This is a genomic window from Streptomyces sp. DH37 (assembly GCF_029813835.1).
In the GTDB taxonomy this organism is placed as follows: Bacteria; Actinomycetota; Actinomycetes; order Streptomycetales; family Streptomycetaceae; genus Streptomyces.
This window is the reverse complement of sequence record NZ_JARVKV010000123.1, coordinates 1-6,754: the sequence shown is the minus strand read 5'-3', so window position 1 is coordinate 6,754 and position 6,754 is coordinate 1. Positions and strand designations below refer to the sequence as shown.

Annotated in this window: 5 protein-coding genes; all 5 read left to right on the top strand. The window is 74.3% G+C overall.

The window, feature by feature from the left end; all coding sequences use genetic code 11:
• Nucleotides 1-566 precede the first annotated feature (566 nt).
• Nucleotides 567-1,802 carry a 3-deoxy-7-phosphoheptulonate synthase gene (locus tag QC029_RS30075; RefSeq protein WP_279559017.1) on the top strand — a complete coding sequence of 412 codons (1,236 nt, stop codon included), beginning with the start codon at nucleotides 567-569 and terminating at the stop codon, nucleotides 1,800-1,802.
• A 286-nt stretch (nucleotides 1,803-2,088) separates the two neighbouring features.
• Entirely contained in the window at nucleotides 2,089-2,766 is a 678-nt protein-coding gene (locus tag QC029_RS30070; protein WP_279559016.1) for an isochorismatase family protein, read from the top strand.
• Between the two features lie 8 nt (nucleotides 2,767-2,774).
• On the top strand, nucleotides 2,775-4,739 hold the full coding sequence (locus tag QC029_RS30065) for an anthranilate synthase family protein (protein WP_279559015.1): 1,965 nt from the start codon (nucleotides 2,775-2,777) through the stop codon (nucleotides 4,737-4,739).
• A gap of 466 nt (nucleotides 4,740-5,205) precedes the next feature.
• Complete coding sequence (gene aroA / locus QC029_RS30060) at nucleotides 5,206-6,552, top strand: 3-phosphoshikimate 1-carboxyvinyltransferase (RefSeq protein WP_279559014.1); 1,347 nt, start codon at nucleotides 5,206-5,208, stop codon at nucleotides 6,550-6,552.
• A gap of 14 nt (nucleotides 6,553-6,566) precedes the next feature.
• Nucleotides 6,567-6,754, top strand: a 188-nt coding sequence (locus tag QC029_RS30055) for a chorismate synthase (protein WP_279557481.1), incomplete at its 3' end; no start/stop codon positions are given.

Sequence of the window (6,754 nt, the reverse complement as noted above, 5' to 3'; positions counted from 1 at the left end):
CGCTCCACGCGGCCGCGCCCGCCGCCCCCGGTCCGCGCCGGATCCGGCTCTCCCCCCCACCGTCCCGTTCCCGGACCGCCACGCCGGCCGCGCGGAGGCCGACCGCGCGGAGGCCGGAACCCGCCGCGGCTCTGCGGCGACCTGATGGACTCGGCACCATCTGACGGACCATCAGACATCTGACGGAGTGCGGCGGCGGAGGTTGGCGTCCTCCCCGTTCCGCAACATGCTGTGAACCACCGCGGAGGTCCTCCGGCGGACGCGGAACGTCCGCTCCGGGAACGGGGTTCGCCTCCGTTTCCCGATCCTCGGCCCCCGCGCTTCCCGGCGCTCGCCCGGCGCCGGGGGGAGAACCTCGGTGCCACCGGGACCGAGACGGCCGGGGGCGGGCTCCGCCCAGGTTCGGCACTCGTCATGAAGCACGCCCTCGGGCCCTCGTCCCCCGCCCGGTTCCCGCCGGAACGGTGTTCGAGGCACTCGGCCCCGCGCCGGTACACGAAGCGGGACGTCCGCTTGCTCGGTTCCGGGGCGGCTTCGCTCGCCGCCCACTCACGATGGGGAAATCAGTGGAAGACGCTCTGCTCGACATCCGATACGAACAGGCGCTGCAGCAGCCGCCCTGGGAGGACGCCTCTCAGGTCCTGCTCGCGCGGAAGGAACTGGCGGTCCGCCCCGCCCTCGTCGACGCCAGGGACGTGGCCACCCTGCGGTCCCTGCTGGCCCTGGTCGCCGCGGGAGAGGCCCACGTGGTGCAGGCGGGCGACTGCGCGGAGGACCCGGCGGAATGCACCCCGGACTACGTCGCGCGCAAGGCGGGTCTGCTGGACATGCTCGCCGGCACGCTGCAGATGGAGACCCGCAGGCCGGTCCTGCGCGTGGGCCGGATAGCCGGCCAGTTCGCCAAGCCCCGCTCCAAGCCCACCGAGTCGGTGGGGCATGCCGAACTGCCCGTCTACCGCGGCCACATGGTCAACAGCCCGGAGCCCGACCCCGAACTCAGGCGTCCCGACCCCAAGCGGCTGCTCGCGGGCTACCGGACCGCTCACGACGTCATCGGTCATCTGGGGTGGCGGGACCGGGACGGACGGGCGCGCGCCGGCGCCCCCATCTGGACGAGCCACGAGGCCCTGCTGCTCGACTACGAGGTCCCCATGCTGCGCCGGGACGAGCAGGGGCGGCTGCTGCTCGCCTCCACGCACTGGCCCTGGATCGGCGAGCGGACCCGCCAGGTCGACGGGCCCCACGTCACCCTGCTCTCCCACGTCGTCAACCCGGTGGCCTGCAAGGTCGGTCCGCGCATGACGGCCGACGAACTGCTGGCCCTGTGCGAGCGCCTCGACCCCGAGCGCGAACCGGGCCGGCTCACCCTCATCGCCCGGATGGGAGCCGGAACGGCGACCGGGAGGCTGCCCGCACTCGTCGAGGCCGTCCGCGCCGCCGGGCACCCGGTGATCTGGCTCACCGATCCCATGCACGGCAACACCGTCAGCACCCCCGACGGGTTCAAAACCCGCTTCCTGCGGACCGTCCTGCAGGAGGTCGAGGAGTTCCAGCACGCGGTCAGGAGCGCGGGCGGCACCGCGGGAGGACTTCACCTGGAGACCACGCCCGACGACGTGACCGAGTGCGTCCGGGACGAGTCCCAGGTCCACCGGGTCGGAACCAGGTACACGAGCTTCTGCGACCCCCGGCTCAACCCGGAGCAGGCCCTCTCCGTGGTCTCCGCCTGGTGGGCGGCCGGCCGGACCGCGTCGGCGGACGCCTCCCGGTCCCTGCGGACGCAGCCGTCCGGGGTGGTGTGAGGAGTCCCCTTCGCCCCTCCCGGCGCCCCCGGCGCCCCGCCGGTCCGACGCCGGCACGGGCCCGCGCCGGAGACCTGCCGCGGGCAGACCCGGCCGTCCGCCGCACGACGGCCCCGGGACCGGGCGGCTCGTGCCCCGGAGGCCGAGCGGGCGCCCCCGTCCATCCCCGTTCGTCCCCGTCCGCTCCCGTCCGCCCGGAGCCGCGCGCCGTCGCGCCCCGGCCGACGGTGACGCCGGTCTCCGGGCGCCCGGCCGCACCAGCGATCAGTTCCAGGAGAGGAAGGTCATGGCGGGTATACCCCCCATCGAGCCGTACCCGATGCCGACAGCGGGCGACCTGCCCGCCAACACCGCCCGGTGGACCGTGGATCCGGACCGCGCGGTGCTGCTCATGCACGACATGCAGCGCTACTTCCTGCGCCCGCTGCCCGCCCCCCTGCGTGACCGGCTCGTGCGGAACGCCGCCCTGCTCCGCGAGCGCGGCACCGCGCTGGGCGTGCCCGTGGCCTACACCGCGCAGCCCGGCGGCATGACGGACGAGCAGCGCGGCCTGCTCAAGGACTTCTGGGGGCCGGGCATGCGGGTGGACCCCGAGGACCGGCAGGTCGTCGAACCGCTGGCCCCGGGGGTGGGCGACTGGACGTTCACCAAGTGGCGCTACAGCGCCTTCTTCCGCTCCAGCCTGCTGGAGCGGATGCGCGCCGCGGGCCGCGACCAGCTCGTCGTCTGCGGCGTGTACGCCCACGTCGGTGTGCTGATGACCGCGGTCGAGGCGTTCAGCCACGACATCCAGCCGTTCCTGGTGGCCGACGCCGTCGCGGACTTCTCCGCGGAGTACCACCGGCTGGCGATCGAGTACGCGGCGCAGCGCTGCGCCGCGGTGACCACCGCGGACGGCGTCCTCGCCGACCTGGAGGCGTCCGGCGCCACGGCCGGGGCCGGCATGAGCGGGGTCGGCGTATGAGTCGGCGTATGAGTCGGCGTACGAACGGCACCGAGCGGACCGAACCGACCGCCGTGGAACTGCTCGACCGGGTGCTCGGACCCCGGCCCCCCGCCTTCGCCCTGCTGCACCGTCCGGAGGCGGCCGGCCCCGAGGTGCTGGACGTCCTGGTCGGCGAGATCACGACGCCGAAGACGCTGGCGGACATCCCGGTGCCCGGGGAGCGCCCGCACGCCGGCGGCCCCCGCCACGACGTGCTGGCGCTCATCCCCTACCGGCAGATCGCCGAGCGCGGTTTCGCCTGCGCCGACGACGGCGAACCGCTGATCGCGATGACCGTTTCCGGTCAGGGCCTGCTGCCGGTCGACGAGGCGCTGCGGCGGCTTCCGGACGTGCCGATCGAGCTGGCCGGCGGCGACTTCGACGTGGACGACGACACCTACGCGGACGTGGTCCGCAGGGTGATCGCCGACGAGATCGGCACGGGCGAGGGGGCGAACTTCGTCATCAAGCGCTCGTTCGTGGCCGACATCACCGCCTACACGCCGCACAGCGCGCTGTCGTTCTTCCGCCGGCTCGTGCAGAGGGAGTCGGGCGCGTACTGGACGTTCGTGGTCCACACCGGTTCCCGCACCCTCGTCGGCGCCACCCCCGAGCGGCACGTCAGCCTCTCCGGCGGCACCGCCGTGATGAACCCCATCAGCGGCACCTACCGCTACCCGGCGTCCGGCCCCACCCTGCCGGAGGTCCTGGGCTTCCTCGCCGACCGCAAGGAGTCCGACGAGCTCTACATGGTCGTCGACGAGGAGCTCAAGATGATGGCCCGGATCTGCGACGCGGGCGGCCGCGTGAGGGGCCCCCGCCTCAAGGAGATGGCCCGGCTCGCGCACACCGAGTACTACATCGAGGGACACAGCACGCGCGATCCGCGCGACATCCTGCGCGAGTCGATGCTCGCCCCCACCGTCACCGGCAGTCCGCTGGAGAGCGCCTGCCGGGTCATCAGCCGGTACGAGCCGCAGGGCCGCGGCTACTACAGCGGGATAGTCGCGCTCATCGGCCGCGACGGGAGCGGCGGGCCCGCCCTGGACTCGTCCATCCTGATCCGCACCGCCGACATCGACGAGGGGGGACGGATGACGATCGGGGTGGGCGCCACGCTCGTGCGCCACTCCGATCCCGTCTCCGAGGTCGCCGAGACCCGGGCGAAGGCGGCCGGGCTGCTCGCGGCGCTGCGGGCGGACGACTCCACCCCTGCCGCCTCCGCCGCTGCCCCCGGCGCGAACGGTTCCGTGCGTTTCGGCGACCACCCGGACGTCCGGGCGTCCCTGGTACGGCGCAACGCCGCTCTCGCCGACTTCTGGCTGGCCGGGAACACGGCGCGGACCCGGCCGGAACCGGACCTGGCGGGCCGCCGGGTGCTGGTCGTGGACGCCGAGGACACCTTCACCTCGATGATCGGCCTCCAGCTCCGGTCCATGGGGCTGTCGGTGACGGTCCGGCGCTTCGACGAGCCGTACGCCCTGGACGGTCACGACCTCGTCGTCATGGGTCCGGGGCCGGGCGACCCCCGGGAGACGGGGCATCCCAAGATCGCTCATCTGCGGTCGGCGATCGACGAACTGCTGGAGAGCCGGCAGCCGTTCCTCGCGATCTGCCTCAGCCACCAGGTGCTCAGCATGCGGCTCGGCTTCTCCCTGGTCCGCAGGGAGGTGCCGAACCAGGGTACGCAGCGGGAGATCGACCTCTTCGGCGTCCGGGAGCGGGTCGGCTTCTACAACACGTTCGCCGCGCACAGCGCCGAGGACAAGGCCGAGTGCGAGGGCACGGGAACGGTGGAGGTCAGCCGGGACCCGGAGACCGGCGAGGTGCACGCCCTGCGCGGTCCGCACTTCGCCTCGATGCAGTTCCACGCCGAGTCGGTGCTCACCACGAACGGCGTGCGCATCGTCGGCTCCCTCATGGCGGAGGTGCTGGGCGGGGAGCGGCGGTGAGCGCGCGCCGGACGCGGCCCGGCGCCCCGTCCCCGGAAGCCGCGGGCATCCCGTGGACGCGAACGAGCGGAGAGTCGTCCGACATGTGTGAGAGACCCCCGTGGGCCGGGCCCGGCCGCCGCGCCCCCGACACGGTGTGCGGTCTCGCGCCCGCCGGGAGCAGGGGCGGGGTCCGCTGCGGACACGTCCTGGCCGGGGCCCCGAAGGGATGCCCGAGAACGATCCCCGCCACCGGCGGCGAGGCGCACACCGCCTCGGCAGCCCGGCGGGTCCCCGGGGGCCAGGGGCGCCGTGAGGCCGCCCGTCCGCCGGGGACGCCGGCGGGCGTCGGGCGGCTCGGGGCTCCGGCGCCCCCGGGGGCGCGGTACGAGGGGGTCGGTCCCGCCCCCGAGCGGGTGGCGGCGGCCGTCCGCGCCGGCCTGGCCCCCCTCATCCCCCTCGCCCCCCTCGCCCGGAGGAACCGCTCATGAGCATCGGTCCGCCCGCGGCCGGCCCCTCGGGGACGGCCGTGTCCCCCGCTCCGTTCACACCCCGGATCCCCGGCTCGAAGAGCATCACCAACCGGGCCGCGCTGCTGGCCGCCGCGGCGGCCGGCACCACCAGGCTGCGGTATCCGCTGGTCAGCGAGGACACCCTCGCCTTCCGCAAGGCCCTGACGGATCTCGGCGTCCGGATGAGCGGCGCGCCGTGGGACGAGCACTGGGAGATCACGGGCGCGGGAGGCGCTCCCAGCGGGCGCACCCGGATCTGGTGCGCCGACGCCGGAACGGCGGCCCGCTTCCTGCCGCCCTTCGCGGCCGCGGGAGAGGGCCGGTTCGTCTTCGACGGCACCGCGCAGCTGCGCGCGCGGCCGCTGCGGCCCCTGGCGGACGCCCTCACGCGCCTCGGCGCCACGGTGCGCACGGCGCCGGGGGGCGCCCTGCCCCTGGAGGTGGACGCGGCGGGACTCCACGGCGGCGAGATGGACCTGGACGGCTCCTCGAGCAGCCAGTTCCTGAGCGGCCTTCTGATGGCGGCCCCCCTGATGCGCACGCCGCTGGCCGTCCGGACCCGCGGCCTGGTCAGCCGCCCCTACGTCGACATGACACTCGCGCTGATGCGGCACTTCGGGGCGGAGGCCGCCGAGGACCCGGCGGGGACGATCCGTGTCCGGCCCGGCGGGTACGCCGCCTCGGACCTCACGATCGAGCCGGACGCGTCCACCGCCTCCTACTTCTTCGCGGCGGCCGCCGTCACCGGCCGCACGGTCACGGTGCCCGGCCTGGGCCGGGACAGCCTGCAGGGCGACCTCCGGTTCGTCGAGGTGCTGCGGCGAACCGGCGCCCGGGTGGAGACGACCGAAGCGGCGACGACGGTCACCGGCACAGGCCGCTTGCGGGGCGGGTTCGCCGTCGACATGGGTGACATATCCGATACCTTCATGACGCTGGCGGCGATCGCGCCGCTGGCCGATGCCCCCATCACCATCCACGGCATCGGACACGCCCGGCTGAAGGAGTCGGACCGCATCGCCGCCGTCGCGCGGAACCTGCGCAGCTGCGGAGTGGACACCGAGGAGGGGCCGGACCGGCTCACCGTCCACCCCGGCAGGCCGGCCGCGGCCCGGATCTCCTGCCACCGGGACCACCGGATCGCCATGGCGTTCTCCGTGCTCGGTCTGAGGGCGGGCGGAACCCTCACGCTCGACGACCCGGACTGCGTCGGCAAGACCTTCCCCGGCTTCCACGAGGAGCTGAGCCGGTTCTGTCCCGAGTACGACATCCCGGTGGGCCACGGGAGCACACGGCCCGGCGGTTCACCGTCCATGACGTGACACGAGGAGCACCGTTGAGTAGGTTGCGCTGGCTGACGGCGGGGGAGTCGCACGGTCCCGCACTGGTGGCGACGTTGGAGGGGTTGCCCTATGGGGTGCCGGTCACCACGGGGATGGTGGCGGACGAGCTGGCGCGGCGGCGGCTGGGTTATGGTCGCGGCGCGCGGATGAGGTTCGAGCGGGATGAGGTCACCTTTCTGGG